Annotated in this window: 17 protein-coding genes; 10 read left to right on the top strand and 7 right to left on the bottom strand. The window is 51.4% G+C overall.

The window, feature by feature from the left end; translation table 11 throughout:
- The first annotated feature begins 192 nt into the window (after positions 1–192).
- The 3 genes from H6G53_RS01595 (at position 193) to H6G53_RS01605 (ending at position 3,123) form a co-directional block, all read left to right on the top strand.
- The gene (locus H6G53_RS01595; RefSeq protein ID WP_190530714.1) at positions 193–1,194 is read left to right on the top strand and encodes a nucleotidyltransferase; all 1,002 of its coding nucleotides are present in this window, start codon (positions 193–195) and stop codon (positions 1,192–1,194) included.
- A 54-nt stretch (positions 1,195–1,248) separates the two neighbouring features.
- Positions 1,249–2,154, top strand: coding sequence for an S-4TM family putative pore-forming effector (locus H6G53_RS01600; protein WP_190530715.1), 906 nt, complete (start codon positions 1,249–1,251; stop codon positions 2,152–2,154).
- A gap of 504 nt (positions 2,155–2,658) precedes the next feature.
- Positions 2,659–3,123 carry a hypothetical protein gene (locus tag H6G53_RS01605; protein ID WP_190530716.1) on the top strand — a complete coding sequence of 155 codons (465 nt, stop codon included), beginning with the start codon at positions 2,659–2,661 and terminating at the stop codon, positions 3,121–3,123.
- Between the two features lie 98 nt (positions 3,124–3,221).
- Here the strand turns inward: H6G53_RS01605 and H6G53_RS01610 are convergent, their stop codons facing one another.
- The 4 genes from H6G53_RS01610 to H6G53_RS01625 all read right to left on the bottom strand — a co-directional run bounded on the left by H6G53_RS01610 (position 3,222) and on the right by H6G53_RS01625 (position 5,510).
- A complete protein-coding gene (locus H6G53_RS01610; protein ID WP_099532104.1) occupies positions 3,222–3,608 on the bottom strand; it encodes a type II toxin-antitoxin system death-on-curing family toxin in 387 nt (128 codons plus the stop codon).
- On the bottom strand, positions 3,608–3,853 hold the full coding sequence (locus H6G53_RS01615) for a hypothetical protein (RefSeq protein ID WP_190530717.1): 246 nt from the start codon (positions 3,851–3,853) through the stop codon (positions 3,608–3,610). The genes H6G53_RS01610 and H6G53_RS01615 overlap by 1 nt, the downstream gene beginning before the upstream one ends.
- A gap of 170 nt (positions 3,854–4,023) precedes the next feature.
- The gene (locus H6G53_RS01620) at positions 4,024–4,356 is read right to left on the bottom strand and encodes a hypothetical protein (protein WP_099532102.1); all 333 of its coding nucleotides are present in this window, start codon (positions 4,354–4,356) and stop codon (positions 4,024–4,026) included.
- Between the two features lie 83 nt (positions 4,357–4,439).
- On the bottom strand, positions 4,440–5,510 hold the full coding sequence (locus tag H6G53_RS01625) for a sodium-dependent bicarbonate transport family permease (RefSeq protein ID WP_099532101.1): 1,071 nt from the start codon (positions 5,508–5,510) through the stop codon (positions 4,440–4,442).
- Between the two features lie 794 nt (positions 5,511–6,304).
- On the opposite strand from H6G53_RS01625, the gene H6G53_RS01630 reads away from it, so the two are divergent.
- The 7 genes from H6G53_RS01630 to H6G53_RS01660 all read left to right on the top strand — a co-directional run bounded on the left by H6G53_RS01630 (position 6,305) and on the right by H6G53_RS01660 (position 13,411).
- Positions 6,305–7,225, top strand: a complete 921-nt coding sequence (locus H6G53_RS01630; RefSeq protein WP_190530718.1) for a response regulator — start codon at positions 6,305–6,307, stop codon at positions 7,223–7,225.
- A gap of 511 nt (positions 7,226–7,736) precedes the next feature.
- Complete coding sequence (gene hemC / locus H6G53_RS01635; RefSeq protein WP_190354751.1) at positions 7,737–8,699, top strand: hydroxymethylbilane synthase; 963 nt, start codon at positions 7,737–7,739, stop codon at positions 8,697–8,699.
- Positions 8,700–8,904: 205 nt separating this feature from the next.
- The gene (locus tag H6G53_RS01640) at positions 8,905–9,201 is read left to right on the top strand and encodes a hypothetical protein (protein WP_190354752.1); all 297 of its coding nucleotides are present in this window, start codon (positions 8,905–8,907) and stop codon (positions 9,199–9,201) included.
- A 337-nt stretch (positions 9,202–9,538) separates the two neighbouring features.
- Positions 9,539–10,123, top strand: a complete 585-nt coding sequence (locus H6G53_RS01645; RefSeq protein WP_190530719.1) for a TIGR04376 family protein — start codon at positions 9,539–9,541, stop codon at positions 10,121–10,123.
- A gap of 111 nt (positions 10,124–10,234) precedes the next feature.
- On the top strand, positions 10,235–10,969 hold the full coding sequence (locus H6G53_RS01650; protein ID WP_099532713.1) for an SDR family oxidoreductase: 735 nt from the start codon (positions 10,235–10,237) through the stop codon (positions 10,967–10,969).
- 260 nt (positions 10,970–11,229) lie between these two features.
- The gene (locus H6G53_RS01655; RefSeq protein ID WP_242030899.1) at positions 11,230–12,402 is read left to right on the top strand and encodes a metal ABC transporter substrate-binding protein; all 1,173 of its coding nucleotides are present in this window, start codon (positions 11,230–11,232) and stop codon (positions 12,400–12,402) included.
- Between the two features lie 292 nt (positions 12,403–12,694).
- Positions 12,695–13,411, top strand: a complete 717-nt coding sequence (locus H6G53_RS01660; protein ID WP_190354824.1) for a TrkA family potassium uptake protein — start codon at positions 12,695–12,697, stop codon at positions 13,409–13,411.
- Here the strand turns inward: H6G53_RS01660 and H6G53_RS01665 are convergent.
- From H6G53_RS01665 to H6G53_RS01675, 3 genes are all read right to left on the bottom strand, one after another.
- Positions 13,368–15,017, bottom strand: coding sequence for a sodium:proton antiporter (locus tag H6G53_RS01665; RefSeq protein ID WP_190530720.1), 1,650 nt, complete (start codon positions 15,015–15,017; stop codon positions 13,368–13,370). The genes H6G53_RS01660 and H6G53_RS01665 overlap by 44 nt on opposite strands.
- Positions 15,018–15,216: 199 nt before the next feature.
- On the bottom strand, positions 15,217–16,416 hold the full coding sequence (locus H6G53_RS01670) for an aminotransferase class V-fold PLP-dependent enzyme (protein ID WP_099532709.1): 1,200 nt from the start codon (positions 16,414–16,416) through the stop codon (positions 15,217–15,219).
- A 219-nt stretch (positions 16,417–16,635) separates the two neighbouring features.
- Positions 16,636–17,829, bottom strand: a complete 1,194-nt coding sequence (locus H6G53_RS01675; protein ID WP_099532708.1) for a hypothetical protein — start codon at positions 17,827–17,829, stop codon at positions 16,636–16,638.
- Positions 17,830–17,925: the final 96 nt, after the last annotated feature.

Consider the following 17,925-nt stretch of genomic DNA (forward strand, 5'->3'; position numbering starts at 1 on the left):
TTTCTCTTTAATTCCACGGCTTATGGTTACCTTAAAAAAAGAAATTGAGAGGTGCGGTTATCCCTACCTCAAAGTGGTACACATCTATGTATTGGAAAGCTAGGATTTCAAGAAGACCCAGATTTAGCGTCTCATCAAAAACATTGACACTAAATCTGGAGTAGCTTCTGAGTTCTAAAACTCTAGAAAATTATGGTTACAACAGTTAACGAGGCCTTCAGTCTTTTTTTGAGAGATTATGTCAACCTCGATCCGGGAGAAACCCAGCAAGCTAGAAATAGTCGTAATTGGTTGCTATTTCAAATTCATTCATTTCCAGATAAAGACACGAGTTTTCCAAGACTATACTCAGAAAAAGCTATATCTTTTGGTTCTTTTGCTAGACATACTAAAAAAAGACCTTTGGATGATGTTGATGTGATGCTTGCCCTCAACGCTGAAGGTTCAGTCTATCAAGATTTTACGAATAGAATTGAAATTTATGTTCCTGAGTTGGCATGTAAACTCAGAACTCTTTGCTTTGATGGTACAAATAAGCTCAGCTCTCGAAAAGTTATCAACAAGTTCATTGACTTACTCAAGCAAGTTCCACAGTATGAGAAAGCAGAAATAAAATGTAACAAAGAAGCCGTGACTCTTAATTTGAAGAGCTACCCTTGGACATTTGATCTAGTTCCTTGCTTTTTCACCCAAGAAGATACACTTAATAGAACTTATTACCTGATTCCCGACGGTCATGGATATTGGCAGAAAACTGACCCAAGGATTGACCGAAAGAGGGTTCATGATATTAATCAGTTTCACAATGGCAATGTATTAAATATTGTCAGATTAATGAAATATTGGAATAGAAGGCCAACTATGCCATCAATGTCTTCATATTTACTTGAAAACATGATTCTGGAATTCTATACCATACGTTATAAAAAAGCGTCTGAATACGTAGATTTGGAAGTACCAGAAGTGTTGAAATATATACAGAAATCGATCTTTTTCCCAATCAACGATCCGAAAGGAATTCAAGGCAACATCAATCAACTAAACTACGAAGAGCAAGAGAAAATTTCGAAAAGAGCATATTCAGATTATCTGAAATCACTGGAAGCCAGAGCTTTTGAAAATGAAGGTAATCATAAATTATCCATTGCAAAGTGGAGGCAAATTTTTGGTTCAAATTTTCCAGAATATGTTTGAGTAATTTTCTCAAATTCAACAATTTTTCAAATTTAGAAATTACAATGAATATCTATGAATAATATCCCTCAAGAACAAAATACTCAACGAAGACTAGATTTATTAGCTGCCCAACGCCAGCTATACTCTGATGCCAAAAATTTACAAATGATCAGTGTTGTAATGAGCATTCCAGTAGTATTTGCATGGTCAACTCTGGTTGCTTTGTTTCCTTCACTTGCTGCTTATTCTGCTTTGTGGGGCATGATTGCAACACTCTTAGAACTTCTTTGTTTCTCTCGATTAAAAAGAACTACCCAAGACAAAGCTGCAAAAGTGCAACAAATATTTGATTGTGAGGTTTTGCAACTAAATTGGATAAAATTAAACTGTGGAATTCGCGTTGATCCAGAAACAATTATTGATGCGGCCAATAGATATAAGCAAAAAAAGCATAGTATTGCAGAACTTCAAAATTGGTATTCGCCTAGTGTTGGTAAGTTGCCAATTTACCAAGCACGAATCATCTGCCAAAGGTCAAACATTTGGTGGGATGCTCAATTACGGCGACGCTACTCCAAATGGATAATTTTTGTTTTATTAGTTCTAATAATTTCCGTACTTCTGATTGGCTTAGTTGGAGGATTGCCTCTTGAAAAATTTCTTTTAGCTGTCCTGGCACCACTCACTCCGTCCTTTGTATTTGGATTACGTCAATATACTGAAAATAATGAATCTGCTGCTAGATTGGATCAATTAAGAGAAAATGCAGAGATCCTGATTCAAGAAATTATTAATGGAAGACATACTTCACAAGATCTTGAAAGAGAATCACATAGCCTACAAATGCAAATTTTTGACAATCGTCGGCGTAACCCACTAATCCTAGACTGGATTTATTCACGACTAAGAAGTGAGGATGAAGAAAAAATGAATAAAGGTGCTGAGTTCTTAGTTCGAGAATTAATTCAGAATTTTTAATTTATATAATCCAAGCATCACATAGCAAGTAGCCAGTGAGAACAGATAAGAAGTTATTAGAAAAGGTTAAGTCTTTAATGCCTTTCTCATTCGAAACTCACACCTTCTAGATAGTCGGGATTTGTCGAGAGATCGCTAGGGCCTTCAGCACTACCAATTAAAGAACCCGCGAGGTCAAATACTGAAGGGGACGGCTCTGATCGACTGAGTAATGGGTCAACTTGCGATCGCTCGGCCAATAGCAAGTTGATGAATTGAATTACCAGTTGTTGGAGCGCTTGGGGAAGCTGACGAAACTGGTTTAGGAGGGTTTGTTCGATCGGGCTGGGAGTCATGGGGCGATTACTGGTGAGACTATGACCATTTTATGAGAATGAATCAATTTGTTTTTCAAGACTCGATCGCCCCGCTGGATCAAAACTCTGATTACAAACGCTCAGGCAACGTGATCGCCCAATCAAAAAATAGTGGACGGAGCGATCGCTTTCTGTTCCTCCACATGGGTTGGCGCTGAGGAAGTGGCGCAAGGTATCTTGCAGTCATCCTCTTCCAAGTCAAGCTTTGATCATTGCCATGATGGATAGCTATCCTGGAGAACTTGAAGCCCTAACGCTATTGGGTCTGGCGGTCGTAGGGTTAATCGTTGGTGGGTTGCTGGCAATTGGCTTTCTGTTGATCTCAATTTTTGTGCGCCGCGACGAATCTCCCGGCGTGATCAAGGCATGGGCGATCGCCGCCTTATTGATCTTCATCATCAACGTCTTCGTCTATAGCTGGTTAATCGGGCTTGGTCGCGATAACCTCGTCCGCGATGGCGAGCAACGACCATTAATTACCCCGCCCCCAGTCTTGTTTGTCAGCATGAGCCTGATCAATTCCCTCGGGCCCAGCGTGAGTGTCCTGAGTCCGATCGTGGTGTTTTGGGTGAAGCACCCTCCCCGTTCTCGACATTCGCCCAGCGATCTATGAAACATGAGTGGTGTTGGGTTTCGTGCCTCAACCCAACTTACGCGATCTACTGGTTTAGGAGGGTTTGTTTGATCGGGCTGGGAGTCATAGATTGTGATTTATCTATAGGGAGAAATTCGCTGCCTGAGCCATTCTGTAAGCTGTTGTCGGGTTAGCCTACCAGCAGCTAAATCGAGAAAGGTTGACTCTGAATCATCAACTGACGCAACCACCTCATAACCATTAAGCACCAGGAAAACTTCCATGGCTGTGTAGGCAACTCGCTTATTGCCATCAATAAATGGATGATTCAGTGCCAGAAAAAATGCTAAAGCAGCCGCCTTATCGACCAATCCCTCATACAAATCAATGCCTGAAAAGGACTGTTGAGGTTGGGCCACGGCTGATTCTAGGGCTGCTTGATTCAGAATTCCTAAAGAGCCACCTGAGCGTGCAACGACTTGCTCATGAATTCGGATGATATCTTCAACCAACAGGAAACGCATTAGGCCAGGCGATCGAGCAACTCAGCATTCTTCTCTAAGACATAATTGATCGCATGATCGAGATCAATTTCTGCTTGAATTGGCTTCGGTTCACAAGATCCTGATCGATCGCCAGCAGGTATCAATCGCGCCTGGAGCTGTTGCAGTAGCACCAAGATCTGTTGTTGGATTGCCAAGGGCATTTGGCGAAGGATTACCAAGATCGATCGCTCCAGATCGGTTTGTTCCGTTTCAGGGGTCAGCATCACAGGATTGAGATAGCAATTTTCTGTAGTTTAGCAAGGCCGATCGCTCTGATCTTCGGAACACCGATCGCCCCCCAACACAAAAATAACCATCAAAAAACCGGGGTCATCCCCCGGCTCTTGTGATCAAAGTTGTGTTTCAAAACTGGTTGCGTTTCAAAACTGATGACCTAGCAGCCCTCAGGCCCGCAGAAACTGTGCGCATACAGCACCTCCGCATCACAGATGTAGATGATGCCTGCGTAATTCAGGAAGAACTCCACCGCCACGCGATCGGCGATCGCCTCAGCCAGGGTGCGAGTGTCGGTCAACACCTCAAACTTGATATTCGCTTGGGTGTCGGAAACATTGGGCTGCCCGGACGATCGCACGTTGCGGCTGCCCTTGCCGCCCGTTTCCAACACCGTATACCCCTTGGCCCCGCACTCTTCAATGATCTTGGCCACCTTCTTCAGCAACACCTTCTCGGTGATGATGACAAGCTTTTTGGCTGGTTTAGCCATGTTGGTTACCTCTTTTGTCTACTACTCTAACGAGTCTGTCGGGCCGTGAGAAAGCACCGACAGACCCCACCTGCTTGGGGCGATTAACCCCCGAGTGCTTGAGCCAGCCCGATAAAGAATGGAATGCACAGACCGATCGCGATCGGCGTACCAACGGCCGTGGAAGCACCAATGTAGGCGGAAGGGTTCGCCGACGGGATCCCGGCACGCAAGGTGGGCGGGCCCGAAATGTCTGAGCTAGAGGATGCAATGACCGCCAGCACAACCACACCACCCAGGCTGAAGTTCATTGTGTAGTGAGCAATCATGCCCAGACCAAAGGCAATCAGCCCATGGAGAAAGGGAGCCACCACACTGTAAACAACGTACCACTGAGCCACTTTGCGCAGTTCGCCAATCCGCGACCAAGCTTCCATCCCCATCACCAGCATCAGGATTGAAAGCAAACCCCGGAAAGCCGGATCGTAGAAGCTTTCGTAAACGCTTTCCGGCTTGGTGAGAATCCCCAAGGCCAAACCGAGCAACATGGCAGACAAAGCGGGCCCTTGCAGGCTTTCTTCGATAATCGGCCAGATTTTGACCTTACTATCACCCTGCTGCTGGTCGCGATATTCCTGACGGGTGCTGGGCTGCTCCTGAAAATCCGCAGCAGCGGCTTTGCTGCGCTTTTTCTGGTTGAGATAAATGTTGGCTACAACAATTGCCGTGACCAGCGCCGGAATATCCATGAAGGGATAAAGCGCGCCCGCCCATGCTTCATACCCAATCTTTTGTTCTTCGAGCAAGGTCAGGGCTGCCGCCATGGTGGAGCCACTGACCGCCCCAAACAAGCCACCCGTCGCGATCGCATCAACGGTCTTGACCTTTGGTAGTTTGGCCAAGGTGTAGCGGGCGATGAAGACAACTAGAATCCCTACGGTTGCTGCAAATATAACCGGTAAAACCATTTCGGTCAGGTTGGAATTCCGAATTGCAATTCCACCGGTTAAACCGATTTTGGTGAGCAACATGAAGACGATGATTGTACAAATCGACTCTGGAATTACCAATTGGCTTCCGAGTGCTGCAATCACCATCCCCCCAATCAAAAAACCCAGTGTGGGGGACTGCAACTGAATAATGAAGTCCTTGACGAAAAGGGACAAGAAATCCACGGATACCTCCTAGTCCACTGCATGAACTTTAAAAGCGTTAAAGAAAGTCAGAGGGAGGCACTTCATGCCCATAGTGCAGGTGTTGCCCAAAAAACCTGTATCTAGGGTGTTGAGAAGGGGCCGATCTCCAGGCGGGTCTCGAAATAGTTGTGTTGAACTAATTTCTATAGACTCGTCCATCAGTTTTCTATAGATGGGTACGTGATGTAAATCCTTATGGGCGCTGGATTATCTTGAAAAACTGATTATGGGGTAAATCAGAACAAATATCGTGATGCTTGACTTTTAATGGCTTTGAATAATTGATGATTGGGACAATTAGAGCAGCTAATTGTTGGATCAATCAAGGCAAATATATTTTTCGTTAGCTCGGGATGCATCAGGTAATTGTCAGGTAATTTTTTGTCTCATTTGACCCGCAGGTTCTTGACTTTAATGCCGGATTTTGCTGAATCGGCTAGTTTCCGGCGACGATTTTCCGCTTGCGGAGGGCGAAACTGTGGCATTGGGGCGGGTTGGGGGCAATGCCTCACGGGTGTGGTTCCCCGGAATTCATGCTAGGACTGAGGGGGTATGATTTTGGGGCAATGGCTGCCCGGTGTTTCCCGGAACGGCCGCGGCGGTTGAGGAGTATGTCAAAATGCTCTCTGGATTGCCGCAACCCGTTTTGCGCCGTACTTTGCAAGCCGGTTGATGGTTGGTTGCCCGCCATTAATCAGGCCCCTAGGGGAGGTGTGATGCATCCTGTTTCGATCGCGATCGCACCCTACTGCCCCTGATGCACCCCACTTGCTATGAACAAACTCATCGTTGACCTCGAAGGCCTCCGCGAACAGTTGAAAAGCGCTCGCCGTCCCCCCAAACCCAAGATGCTCGTCGTCGATGACGAGCCAGATAATCTCGACTTGCTCTATCGCACCTTCCGCCGAGATTTCAACGTGCTCAAGGCCGAAAGCGGGGCCCGAGCCTTGGAACTGTTGGCCGAGGAAGGGGAAGTGGCTGTCATCATTTCCGATCAACGGATGCCGGAGATGAAGGGAACGGAGTTTTTGAGTAAAACCGTGCCCCAGTTTCCAGACACCGTGCGGATTATTTTGACGGGCTTCACGGATGTGGAAGATCTGGTGGAGGCGATTAACTCAGGACAGGTGTATAAGTACATCACCAAGCCTTGGGATCCTGATGAGTTGAAAACCGTGGTGCAACGGGCAGCCGATAGCTACGACTCTTTGAAGAATCGTTCGATCGAGCTGGAACGGGCCCAGGCGCAGATGCAACTGTTGGCGGCAATTTTGGCCGCGGCCGACAGCGGCACGTTTGAGATTTGTGCGGAGCGGCTGGCGACGGCGTTTGTGGAACGGTTTGAGGCCGATCGCTGCACCATTCAGCTCGTGCAAGAAGGGCAACTGGGCAACCACAGCGGCCAAGCGGGAGCTGCTTCTCTGGTGGGTGATCCGCTCAGCCAACAGGCGATCGCTGAGAAAAAGCTGCAAGTGTGTTTGAATGCGGCGGCGAATGCGGATTTGGCCGGAACAGCATTCTATCAAGAAGGCGGGGTGGCAACCCATGTGGTGATTCCAGCCATCTATCGCGATGCGGTTGGGGCTTTGGTGTCGTTGCAGTTTGCCAATCCCATCACCCTGGAAGAAAGTGAAGCAACCCAAATGTATTTGGCGGTGCAGCAGGCGGCCTTTGTGCTGACCACGCTGCCCTAGTAGCACGGCAAGCGGATTTTGAGCTGATTTTGATCGGTCAATTTAGGTCAATTCAGATCAACTCAGGTCAATTCATCAGGTCAATTCAAAGAACTGTTGCTGTTGCCAGATCGCTCACCAGATCGCTCGGCAACAAGGGGCTGGCGCATCTTGTTATAACGACTGACTCCGCAACGTTGACCCCATGAATTAAGGTAGCCGCGCTACTCGGTTGGGTTGTGAGTTTTTGGGGAGATAGATTTTTGGGGGCTTGATCCCCTTTGGGGTGATTGTTAACGAACATGTCGATCGCTCGATCGCGATCGCGCCCGAACGGTACGCTAGACCGCGCCTGATCCCACCGGATGCTCGGGTTTGCTTCTCCCAGTTAGCGAGCAAAGTCCCATAAAAATTCCAACCGGATGCGCCCGATGGCGCTGAGGGGTGGCCAGATTGGCTCGATCGTCCGCCAACTGCCGATCTAGACAATCTGAGGATTGCAACTAACGTTCGTTAACCGACCTCCAACCGTATGTCCGTCGCTAGTCCCACCCGTACCATCCGCATCGGCTCTCGTAAAAGCCAATTGGCTCTTGTGCAAACGCACTGGGTACAAGGAGAATTGCAGCGGCATTTTCCGGACATTACGTTTGAGGTCTGCGCGATCGAAACCCAAGGGGATAAGGTGCTGGATGTGGCCCTGTCCAAAATTGGGGACAAGGGTTTGTTTACCCGCGAGTTGGAAGATGGAATGCGCGACGGGATCTATGATCTGGCGGTGCATTCCCTGAAAGATTTGCCGACCCGCCTGCCGGAAGGGCTGACCTTGGGTTGCGTGACAGAACGGGTGAACCCGGCTGATGCGGTGGTGCTCCATGCCCAACACAAGGGCAAAACGATCGACCAATTGCCCGCAGGCGCTGTGATTGGTACGTCGTCCCTGCGGCGGTTGGCTCAGTTGCGCTATCACTACCCCCATCTGAGCTTCAAGGACATTCGCGGCAATGTGAATACTCGGCTGAAGAAGCTCGACAGCGGCGAGTATGATGCGACGATTTTGGCGGCGGCTGGTTTGCAGCGGATGGATTTAGCCGATCGCATCGATCAGTTGTTGCCGTCGGATGTGTCGCTCCATGCGGTGGGCCAAGGGGCCTTGGGCATTGAGTGCCGCGAGGGCGATGAGGACATTTTGCGCGTGCTGAAGGTGCTGGAGCATGAACCCAGCAAGTGGCGCTGCTTGGCGGAACGGGCTTTCCTGCGCGATTTGGAAGGGGGCTGCCAAGTCCCGATCGGGGTGAATACCAGCTTGGAGGGTGACACCTTAACCCTGGCGGGCCTGGTGGCCAGTGTGGATGGCAAGCAACTGATCAAAGACACCGTGAGCGGCCCCCACACCAGTGCTGAAGATCTGGGCACGGAGTTGGCCCAAAAGCTGCGCGCCCAAGGGGCCCAGGAAATTTTGAATGAGATCCTGGCTCAGGTCAATCGGGGCTAAGGATTTGCTTGCGAGTGGCTCCTGATGTGGATCCTGATGAGACGATCTTGGGCCCACAACCTGAGTCCATCACCTGAGTCTATGGGTTTTGGATGTCGGTTAATCCGGTTCGCTGGGTTAATCCGGTTCATGCTGAATTTCGCTTGAGGATCCTGGGGGCGATCGGGCAAGATGGAACTGTCTTGCTCGATCGCCCCTTTGGCTCATGGATATTGCCAGTCTTTTGCTGCGTGCGGCCGTTGCTCACATTCCCCAAACGGTGATGATTCCCCTGTGCTTTGGGTTGGCTTGGTATTTGGTGGCCGTTCTGGTGCGATCAATCGCCAGCTTCACCCAAGAGGGCGTTTCGCGGGTGCGCACTTTGCACCAAATTCCCTGTGCAGACTGTGCCTTTTTCACAGGCGATTACCACCTCAAATGTCCCGTCCGTCCCAGCGAGGCCCTGTCAGAAGCGGCGATCAACTGTCCAGATTTCCAGCCCAAAACTACTCCCCTGGCTTAGGGAATGTTTGAGCAAGGTTTTGGGGCACAGGTCAAGTCAGCATCACCGTCGGGGCAAGGGGCTTAGGGGGTGTCGTCAAATTGCCTAAACCCCTGATGACCTCGCTCTTCAAACCAATTAGTTGTAGGGGCGGGTCTCCCCAACCAGCCCCGTCTTTCCTTCGCTCCCTTTATCCCGAATTCACGTTAACCCGGACGATCGCCTCAAAGCAGCCCCCGGGCTGGGCGAGGATTGAAACTATCCAGCTTTCCCCATCTACCCCATCTAAATGAATGTTATTGAAGTGCAGCGCCCGGCCCCCGGGCTGGGCGAGGATTGAAACAAAAGGAGCGATCGCGTGAGTTTGCTCGATGATCTCAGTCAGTTTTTAGAAGCTCGGCTAGAAGCCTTTCTGCGCGAACATCCCGAGCTAGAGTTGCGGGCCCTAGAAGAGCAACTGCGGGAACAGGAAGCCGATGCCAAGCGATCGATCGGGGAATTACACACCCAAGAACAGCAACTGAAAGCCGACATTTGGGAAACAGCCCAAGACGTGCAGCGTTGGCACATTCGCATCGAAAAAGTGGAAGCCGCCGGAGAACACCAACTCGCCGCAGCCGCCCGCGAACGAGAAGCCGCCCTCTTGCGCAAAGGCAATCAACTTTGGGGACAAATGCAGGGCATTAAAACCCGCATTGAACAGTTAGAAACCCTGGTCTCGCAACTGGCCAGCAAACGGCAAGAGGTGGCCGCGCGGGCTGCCCAGGCCGATGCGCAAACCCAGACCCAAGCCAAGACCCGCACCAGCCGATCGCCCTGGGACAGCAGCGATCGGGCCACCTACAGCAGAGGAATGGGAGCCGATCCCCTAGAGGAGCAGTTCCAACGCTGGGAAATGGATGAAGAACTAGAGCAACTGAAGCGCCAAATGGGCCGCCCTTGAGGGTCTGAGTAAGGGATAGCGGCTTTTTTAGCCGATTCAACTGCTTTGGCCTCCAACGGCCGTGCTAGCTTAAGGATGTAACGGTTTGTAAAGAAAAGTAACAACCTGATCGTGCAAGACTGGCAAAGCAAGCTCAAAGGCAAAGTAATCGTCATTGTTGGCGGCACAGGGGGCATTGGCGCAACCCTGGCTCGCAAGCTGGCAGCGGCTGGAACCTCGTTGGTGTTGGCGGCTCGGGGAACGGAACAATTGGCGGCCCTCGCAGCGGAACTGCGGGGAACGGGAGCCACAGTGTTGGCGGTTCCCACGGATATTACCGATGCAGCTCAGGTGGCGAATCTATTCACCCAGGCGATCGCCCAATTTGGTCAGATTGATGCGCTGGTCAATGCGGCGGGCGCGGGAATTCTCAAACAGTTTAATAAGCTCACGGAAGCCGATCTGGATCAAATGTTGGCGGTGAATTTAAAGGGCAGTTTTCATACTTGCCAAGCCGCCATTGAGGTGATGAAAGATCGCAAGATGGGGCATATTTGCAACGTGATCGGCATTTTGGGCAAACATTCCATGGCGATGGGTGCGGCCTATTGTGCTTCCAAGTTTGCGCTCACGGGCCTTAGCAAATGCATGGCCGATGAAGCCCGGCGCTACGGGATCAAAGTCACACTGTTCTATTTTGGTGGCATTGATTCACCCTTTTGGGACAACGTGAGCCTCAAGGTCGATCGCACCAAAATGTTGTCCACGGAAACGGCGGCCGATGCCATTTTATTTGCTCTCAGTGCAGAACCGCAGGCCATTCCCATGGAAATCAATATTCAGCCGGAAAGCCATCTCTTTTTCTAGGCATCTGTGAATATTCACGAATGAATATTCACGAATGAATATTCATCAGCCATTGAGAATAGCAATTTAGCGCCCCCATTCAAGGCAGTTGCTCAGGGAAAAAACCTGCTGATCGATCGCCCCGCTCCGCCATTGACTCGCCTTGGCAGATTGCTCTATGCTTGTGATTGAGAATGATTCTCATTCTAGATGAGCCTCTGAATCTGGGCGTGGGCCAACCAGAGGCATAACCGCAAGCTTAGGTGTGATTGATGGGTGGGATGACTCGAACCATGGCGGAACGGCGATCGCGCAACCGGGGAATCGGGCGGATGCAATGGCCAGCGATCACCCTCGGCCTGGCCCTGCTGGGAACGGGTTGCGGCACTGGAGCCAACTCCGGGGCAACAACCCCCAATGGCAACAACACCCCGGCGACCAGCAGCACCAACCCCGATCGCCCCAAGGTGGTGGCCAGTGGCGGCGTGGTTTGCGACTTGGCCCAGCAAATTGCGGGCGAGACGATCGATCTCACCTGTTTGGTGCAACCCGGCCGCGACCCCCACACCTACGAACCCACCCCCAGCGATCGGGCCGCGATCGAGTCCGCCAGCCTCGTGCTCTATGGCGGCTACGACTTTGAAGGAGGGTTAACCAAAACCCTCACCAGCGCTCCCACCCAGGGCCCCAAAGTGGCAATTTTTGAGAAGGCCGTTCCCAGTCCGCTGAAGATGGCCGCCCATGATCATGACCATGGCCACGACCACGGCCATGAAGATGACCATGACCACAAAACCGAAGCGGCCGCCAAGCCCGAGGAACATGATCACGACCATGATGCAGATCCAAAAACTGCCACTGGGGAAACGGCGGAACTGGTGGCGGATCCCCACGTGTGGCACAGCCCCCAAAATGGCCAAAAGCTAACGGCGATCGTGGCGGCCCAACTGAGCCAACTGATTCCCGCCCAAGCCGATCGCTATCAACAGGCTGCCCAGGCCCTGACTGGCGAACTGCAAGCGCTCGATCGCTGGATTCAAACCCAAGTGGCCACCGTCCCGCCCGATCGACGGCGACTCATCACCACCCACGATGCCTTGCGCTACTATGCCCAAGCCTATGGATTTGAGGTGAAAGGGGCCCTCAGCGGTCTGAGCACCGAAGAGCGACCCACCCCCAGCAAGTTGGCGGAACTGGTGAAACTGGTCAAGGCGGCCAATGTGCCAGCCATTTTTGCAGAAGCTTCCACCAACCCCAAGACGATCGCCACCGTCGCTCGCGAGGCCGGTGTGCAGGTGGCCCCCAACCCGCTCTATATTGACGGGCCCGGCGCACCCGGCACGGCGGGATCCACCTATCAAACCATGCTGATTAGCAATACTTGCACGGTGGTGAATGCCTTGGGAGGCCAATGCGAACCCCAGACGGCTCCCCTGGAGAAATCTCGTTCTTGAAGCCCCATTCTTGAAGTTCAAATCTCAAAATCTGGGTCTCAGGGTTTGGGTCTTGAAGTTGAGTTTCTAGAATTTAGTTCTTGAAATTAAGTTCTTGATTTTTGGTGATCAAAATTTCAATTTTTGAGCCATATTTTTCATCACTTTCTTAGATTTAACTCTGCTCTAATCTTGGATTACGCTTCCTTGATGAATACATTGATGAATACATTCAATTCATCAGCTTAAGGAAGCAATTTCATCTCTGCGCTAACCTGAGATATCCAAGATTTGCGAGGCGAGTACAACAACCATGTACGTTCTCATTGGCGGCGCAGGAATGATGGGATTGCGGTTAGCCCAACAACTCCTAGAGCTGGGGCATACTGTTGCTGTGATTGACAAAGATCCCTTAGCCTGTCGATTTGCTCGCGAACAAATCGGGGTGATGGCCTTCGAGGGTAGCGCAGTCAGCACCGCAGTGCTCCTAGAAGCTGGGATCCGGCAGGCCAATGCGGTGGTAGCAGCCCTGAGGGATGATGCCTTGAATTTGGCGCTCATCACCTTATCCAAAAGCTACGGCATTGCCCATACTGTTGTTCGGATGCTCGATCGCGAGTTTCTGGATGCTTATCGTTTGGCCGGCGCTAGCCACATCATCAGCACCATTGATTTGGCAGTGGCCACGATGGCCAACGCGATCGAATACCCAGAAGTGGAATCCATGATGCACTTTGAACAGGGTCAGGTTGAAGTGCTCAAGCTGCCCGTTCCCAATGATTGTTATGTGGTCGATCGCACGGTGGCCCAGATTGCCCAAGATCCCGATTTTCCAACGGGATCTCTGATCATTGGTTATCAAAGTCATGCCTGTAGCAACCTAGAAATTCCCAATGGTCAAACAGTCTTGAAAGCTGGCTCCACCATTTTGGTTGTGACCCGGCCGGAACTCGTCCGGCCGATGATCAAATATCTTGGACTCACTGCTAGTCATCGCTCAGAGACTGAAGCTTCTGATCCAAATCTTTGATGTAGCGTTGCACCACATCTTCCGGAACAATTCGCTTGCGCAGGGCATCGTTAATTGCACCCTTTTCCGCAATAATTAACTGTCTTCGCACCACATCCAATTGGTTGGGATAATGCAGACCCAAATGGGCTTGGTGTTGGTTATAGACCTCCCTCAAAACCCGTTCTGATCCAGCGACTTTGGCTTGATAAGCAGCCCAAAGCTCCTCATAAGTTGCTTTTGGTAAAACGCCAGCCTTGAGTAGCTGGGCAAGTTCATCCTGCGCCGCCTTGGCCCCAATCAGTTGAATCTGTAATTGGCCAATTTCCTCGGATATGCCATTGCCTTGGCCGATGTTGAGCTGCTTGATCAACCAAGGCAATGCCAGTCCCTGAATCACCAACGAAAACAGGACTGCCCCAAAAACCAGTTCAATAATGAATTCTCGGCCAACAAAACCCACAGGAATAGCGATCGCCAATGCCATGGACAGCGATCCCTTAATATTGCCGAGCACTAGGACATGTTGCCAACGGAGGGGAATCGGGCGATCGAACCAGCGCAAGCCAGCCAGCAATGAATAAACAGAGATGATACGTCCCAATTGATAGGCAATGATCACCAAAATAACGGCCGGGAGAATTTTCCAGAGAGTGAGGGGATTAATTTCAATGCCAATCAACAGAAAGATGAATGTATTAACACTAAAACCTGCATATTCCCAAAAGCTGAGTAGCGTGATCCGATAAGAGGCTGATGTGGCTTGGGGCAAACCCAAATTACCAAAAACCAAACCAGCAATCACGACGGCTACCGCACCGGAAACACCCAAAAACTGGCCCAGTTGAAACGTGCCTAAAGCCAATGCCACAGTTAGCAACAAGCTGCTTAAGGGATCTTGCAGGCGATTAAAAATCGGCAAGCAAAGATAGCCTAAAACTGCGCCTAGGAATGCACCGCCCAAGGAAACCAACAGCATCTCTTTGATGCCTTGACTGACGGTAATGCTACCGGTGGAGTAAATGACCAACAGCAGATTGAAGGAAACTAAGGCGGCGGCATCGTTAAATAATGTTTCACCTTCAACGATCGTTGAAAGCCGCGAAGGCACTCGCAATTCCTTAAAAACCGCGATCATGGAAACGGTGTCGGTATTAGCCAAAATTACACCGACCAACAGCGCATTAATCCAATCCAGCCCTAGGCTCAGTTTCACCAAAACAGCAATGATCCCTGAGGAGAGCAAGGAGCCAGGAATTGCGAGCAGGGCGATCGGTTTGAAGGTGCTGCGAAGACGACTAATATCCGTGTTGATTGCCGCTTCAAAGATCAGAATTGGCAGAAAAAGATTGAGCACCAGCGACGGATCCAGGCCAAGGCGCTGGGATAGCAAGTCGGTGATGGGTAGCCCCGCCAGCACCAAGCCGGTGACATAGGGAATTCTCAGCCGCTGAGTCACCAGGGCAACGGTGGTTGCTAACAAGAGCAGGATAATGAGGATATTAATCAGTTCGGGAATGCTGCCGATCGCTAGACTGCTGACCGCTGCGTTGGAATTGTGAACTGAATTGCTGTTTGCTAGGGATTGTGGCCAGGAGGAAAGAGTCAGCAACCAATCATGCTTCATGCGGTTTTCTCCTAGATGAATGAGGAAGATTAATGGCAAATTTACCCCGCTCTGATCTGGTTTGGAGGGGGGTAGGTATGGCCAGATTTCTGGCAAGCTGTTACGGTCGATCGCCCGGTCGATCGCACAATTAAGCCGATCGCCCGATTACAATCCCAGGCCGAACAGTTAGGTTAAATAGGTCAAAGTTAAGTCAAAGTTAGGCTGCTACGAGCGATCGAATCAGTTCTGCCAGTTGATCGACTTCCGCTTCTTGGGTGAAGTAATGAACACAGGCCCGCGCACAATCGGGATTGGGCAGGGTTCGGAGCAAGTATTTTTGTTTTTCCAGGGTGGCCACGAGCGATCGAGCGTTGTGGGAGCCGCTGACCTTGAAGGAAATGAGGCCGGTTGGCGGCGGGTATGGCAGCCAACATTCCACCTGGGGAATGGTTTGCAGATGTTGCCAAAGGCGGCCGGCAAGCTGCACGATTCGATCGTACCGTTGCTGAGGTGTGCCCCAACGGCGGTGCAAGTCCAGAGCCGATTGGAGACCTAGCCCAAGCGCATAAGCGGAGGTGGCCACTTCAAAGCGCTGACCGGTGGTTTTGTGGCCCGTGGGGTTGCCCTGGCGATCGGCCGTGATGCCACGCCAGCCCACGAAGGTCGGCTCCAGGCTCGATCGAGGATTAACATACAATCCCCCCAACCCATCGGGCCCACAGCACCACTTGTGGCCCGTGAAGGCATAGAAATCAATCTCTAATTCCGACAGATTCAAGGGCAACAGGCCCACCGATTGGGCCGCATCAACCAGGATTTGCACAGAGGGCTGTTGGTGGCGGCAAGCGCGGGCAATGGCTTGCACATCGAGAATTTCGCCCGTATTCCAAAGGGCATGGCTCACCAGCACCAAGCGGGTTTGGGGATGCAGATGGGCCAAAATGGCTTCCACGATCGGTTGCTCAGGGACTCGATCGCGCAGGGGAAACTGATCGATCGTCACTCCCCAACGCTTGGCGATCGCTTGGGCGGCGGCCACCACCCCCGGATGCTCGGAATCGCTAATCAATAGCCGATCGCCCGATCGCCAAGGCAATCCCCAAAGGGCAATGTTGCAACCAGCCGTCACATTCTCAGTCAGGGCGATCGTCTCCGGACTCACCTGCAATTCCTGAGCAATGGTTTGGCGGGTGGCGGCCAGTTGCGCATCAACCCAGTCACCCACGGCGCTGCTGAAGGGGCCCAATTGCTGCATCGTTTGCCAGGCTTGCACCATGGCTTCCAGGGATCCTTGGGGTAGTGGCCCTTGGCCGCCGTAGTTGAAATAGGTTTTGTTGTCTAGGGCGGGGAATTGGGAACGCACCTGATCAATGCTCCAGGGTTCTCCGTTCCTAGGTTCTTGGTTCGTTTGTGCCATATTCCTGTTGCCCGCAACCACCATGTTTCCAAACGCTCCTGCCAATAGGCTGCTAGTGGGTTTCAACTAACCCTTGTGCAGTCAATCTCAAGGTTTTTATTTTGCGGTTTTTTGCGGTTTCTATTCCGCAGTTTCTATTCCGCAGTGTCTGTCTCGCAGCCGCTATCCCGATGTTTCGAATGTTTCGAGGTGGCGGGTATGAGCCAGGTTGCATGAATCTTAGCCAGCAGCCCAGTCGCGATCGGTTGCCCGTCGTTTGGTGTCATTCAAAGACTGTTTGACCCGCTCCAAGACCCAACTGAAGGTTTCAAAAACCTGCCGGAGCGATTGTTCATCCCGCAGGGTTGAAAGGCTGAAGTTGGGGGCCCGGCGTTCTCGTGAGTCCGGCGGGAGGGCCAGGCCGATCGAGCTGAAGTGGCTGCGCAATTCCATCCATTCGTCATGGCGCGTGAAGGGATACCAAGAAGCGTAGGTGCTGGAATTGATTTCCAAGCCCCCATCAATTCCCACTTTGAACAGTTCATGGGACTCGCCCCGCCCAAAATCACACATGGCCACAAACCCGCCGTAGGTGTCGCCCGTGCGCCAGTAGACCTCCACATTGGGATGATCGCTACACCACTCGTAAATGTGGTGTGCAATGGCGGCTTCGTCTTCCCCCTGGCGGGTGCTGAATTCTTGGAAGAAGCTGTCTTCGTCCCAACGCCGCCGATCGAGGGCGGGGGAAGCGCTCTTGGAGTCGGTCATGCGCCCAATTAATCGGGGCACGAGGGTGCGAAATCCTTCATCGCTCACGTATTGGCGCAGCTCGATCGCCTGAACCTCTGCCGGATCCATCTGGGCGTTCAAAAACTCCACCGTCCGCACCAGTTCCGGCGAGAGGGCATCGGAAACCACCACAATTCGGATCCGGCCCGCTTGCAGGTTGGTTTTCACCTGTTGCCAAAAACGTTCTTCTTCCTCGTCATGGCCCAGGAAGTCTTCCACCACTTGATCGGGATCCCGATCGTTGGCGCGGCAGTTGGCTTCAAATTGGGCCAGCATGGTTTCGATCGGCCAATATTGCGACAGGTTCGCAGCATATTCGATCGCCTGGCCAATCAGCTCTTGGGCCTGTTGACCGCCGCCGCGTCCGTGGCTGCAAAACACTTCCACCACCGTGGGCACACCGCTGCGATCGAGAAAAATCCGATCCAGAGACCAGCGATCGGCCCGTTCGTCATCAAAAATCACCGTGTTCTGGCGAGTGATGGCCAACCAGTCCTGATCACGGTTAATGAGGCTGCGATCGCCAGCCAATAGGTTGGGGTAAGTTTCCAAGAGTTCCTGAAGAAGCGTCACCGACCCATAGGGCTGCTCCATCATCTCCACGAGTCGCCCATCATTGCGTACGAAGTAAATTCCGCTGCTCATGCCTATTGCTCTTCAGTTGCTGCCGTGAACTGGTGATCGCCGGGGGCCATGGTGGCCCCCAATCCTTAGCACCGCTTGGGCGACGGACTCATTGGC

Origin of the sequence: Limnothrix sp. FACHB-406, assembly GCF_014698235.1 — a bacterium.
Lineage (GTDB): Bacteria > Cyanobacteriota > Cyanobacteriia > CACIAM-69d > CACIAM-69d > CACIAM-69d.